Source organism: Mesorhizobium sp. CNPSo 4671 (assembly GCF_057784245.1).
In genome coordinates this window covers 1-2,755 of record NZ_JBWLUW010000050.1, presented here as the reverse complement: position 1 = coordinate 2,755, position 2,755 = coordinate 1, and the positions used below count along the sequence as shown (strand labels likewise).

At 59.0% G+C, this 2,755-nt stretch carries 3 protein-coding genes; all 3 read right to left on the bottom strand.

The features are described from left to right. Nucleotides 1-130: 130 nt before the first annotated feature. The gene (locus AC04SF_RS37230; protein ID WP_488481854.1) at nt 131-817 is read right to left on the bottom strand and encodes a bifunctional Delta(1)-pyrroline-2-carboxylate/Delta(1)-piperideine-2-carboxylate reductase; all 687 of its coding nucleotides are present in this window, start codon (nt 815-817) and stop codon (nt 131-133) included. 241 nt (nt 818-1,058) lie between these two features. Then, the gene (locus AC04SF_RS37225) at nt 1,059-2,303 is read right to left on the bottom strand and encodes a Zn-dependent hydrolase (RefSeq protein WP_488481853.1); all 1,245 of its coding nucleotides are present in this window, start codon (nt 2,301-2,303) and stop codon (nt 1,059-1,061) included. Between the two features lie 41 nt (nt 2,304-2,344). Beyond that, nucleotides 2,345-2,755: hypothetical protein (locus tag AC04SF_RS37220; RefSeq protein WP_488481852.1), on the bottom strand; the 411-nt coding region annotated here is incomplete at its 5' end.

Sequence of the window (2,755 nt, the reverse complement as noted above, 5' to 3'; positions counted from 1 at the left end):
ATCTCTTCCAACTTGAGCTCGCTGACCCCTCCGGAACAAAAATTTGCCGATCTGATTGATGAGCTTCTGGGCCTTTATCCCGAGATGACCTGAAGGTGTGGCACCCAGCATTGCATCATCGAGCGCCCCATCAACGTCGTATGACCTTCATCGCGGCGGCTAGGTCTTCTTGCGGAAGGCCGGTGGATTTGAAGACGGTCCGCCCGATCTCATTCAGGCGGCCCGGGTGGCCCTGCGCAAGCTCCGTCAGATCCGCCACAATATCTTCTGCAAAGAATGCGCCCTCAGCGATTGGTTGCGCCAGATCGCCCGCCAGAACAGCCCCCGCGAGCCCGTCGACGAACACCCGCGCCCCAGTGATCGCAGCCGTATCACTTTCGCGCATGTCGGGCTTAAATGCGCCTATGAGATCGAGGTGCGATCCGTCCCGCAGCCAGGCGCCGCGGATCATCGGCGTTGTTGAGGCTGTGACCGAACTTACTACATCCGCCAAGCGACACCCGGACTCTATATCCTCGCACCTTTCCGCGGGAAGGCCCCTCATAACGAGCGTAGCCGCCAGGGACCTAGCCTTTCCCCCGCTTCGTCCCCAAATCAGCACGCGGGTGTAGGTGCGTACACTCGCGTGGGCGTGGGCCACCGAGAGTGCTAGCTGACCGGTCCCGACAACAAATAAGGTTTGGACGTCTTTCCGGGCCAGGTAATCCGCCGCCAGCGCCGAGGCCGCCGCGGTGCGCCGCGCGGTGGGCGCATCCCCATCCAGCGCTGCCGTAAATCTACCGTCAGCCCCGTCGAACATCAGCATGCCGGCGCTGATGGTCGCCTTGCCGTGTGTTGCATTCCCAGGAAAAAAGGTAACGACCTTGACCCAATCGCTCTGCCACTCTCCCAGGCAGGCATAATCACTAGTGAGGCCTTTTCGCCATTCGGCAGGTCCATCTCAAGCACCTGACGCGCCGGCGCAACCGTCCTGGCGGTAACGAAACTCGCTCGAAGTTCCTCGATCAGCCCCGGCCAGTCCAGCCGTGCGTCGATCTCTGCGTGGTCGAAAAGCTGCATCAACGATCCGCACGTTGAACGACGGCGTGCAGAAGCATGTTGAGGCCTGCGCGGAAATCGGCTGGTTCGCAAGATTCATTGTTGTTGTGGGTGATCCCACCCTTGCAGGGTGTAAAAATCATGGCGCTGGGGCAATGCGTCGCCATGTGATAGGCGTCATGACCCGCCTGAGAGCGTATATCGCGCCAACTATAGGACTGACGGACTGCCTCAGCACGGATGCTGTTGATAAGTTCCTCGTCAAATATGTCGCCTCCCCAGCTCCATTCGTCCTCGACCACGGCGATACAGCCGGCCATGGCGGCGCTGGCCTTGGCGGCACGACGCATCTTTTCAGCCATGACCTTGGCGGTCATAGGATCGGGGTGCCGTACATCGGCGACGCATTGGGCCGTGTCAGACAGAATGCCCGGCTTGTTCGGCCAGGCGGCAAGGCGCGATCCAGTGGCCTTGCCGTCGTGAATCGCAAACTCCCAACCAATGTCGTCAACCGCAGTCAGAAACCTTGCCCCGGCGATCAGCGCGTTGTGACGAAGATCCATCGGCGTTGGGCCGGTGTGGGCGGTTTCGCCTTCGAAGCGAACACGGATGCCGTGGCTCGGGTAAGCGCCGGTGACGATCCCTACCTCCCGCCCCTCCGCATCGAGGATTGGTCCCTGCTCGATGTGCAGCTCGAAATAGGCGTCGATCTCCCCTGCCTTGCAAGGCTTTTCGCCCTTATAGCCTATTCGCTCAAGCTCATCGCCGAAACGCTGGCCATCGTCGGCAATCAGGTCATACACCCAGTCGCGTTCGTACTGCCCGACAAAACAGCCCGAGGCTACCATCGGCGGAGAAAACCTCGCGCCTTCCTCGTTGGTCCAGTCAACGACGATAATGGGCCTTTTGGTGACATACTCGAGATCGTTAAGCGCACGCACAAGCTCTAGCCCGGCAAGCACTCCGCCAATCCCGTCGAAGCGCCCGCCGTTGATCTGGGTGTCGAGGTGGCTGCCAATCAGGATCGGTGGCATTTCGTTGTTGGTACCGTCGCGCCTTGCGAAAATTGAGCCGAGTTCATCGATCTCGACGCTCAAGCCTGCCTCCCGGCACCAGCCACAAAATAGATCACGCATCTCGCGGTCTGAGTCCGTGAGCGTCAGACGCGACAGGCCTCCCGGACGGCCTTTGCCGATCTTGGCGGAAGCTTCGATTGTCGACCAGAAACGGTCGAGGGACACACGAGCTTCGGGGCAAATTGTCATAGATTAGTTCTTTCAAAATAGTGAAGGCACGTAGGCACCTATTAGGCCCAGGGATAGCCTCGGCTAACATGATCAGCGGCGGAAGCACCGATGCACCGAGGATGGTACGGCATCAGTTCGATACCCAAAGACGACGTTTTTCTACCGATCCAAACTTCTATCTTTCGGTTGAAATGCTGGCCGGGGTGCGGCCGAAGCAGATTTCTTTCCAAGAGACCAGTGGCACCGCCTTTCCAGCCCGGGTGAGACACTAGATAAGCTTCATGTAAGGCTCCCCGCCGACCGTCGGAAGGTGACATCGCATAACCGAGGAAGACAAATAGGTCGGAACTATCGCAGCAATCGACGGTGCCTATCTGCGAAATGCTGAAATATTCTGTACACTCAAAAGAGGCCGTGCTTTCCTGAAGCTCCCTTGGACCTTCCTCCAGGCACAAGGCACCAAGAATGTT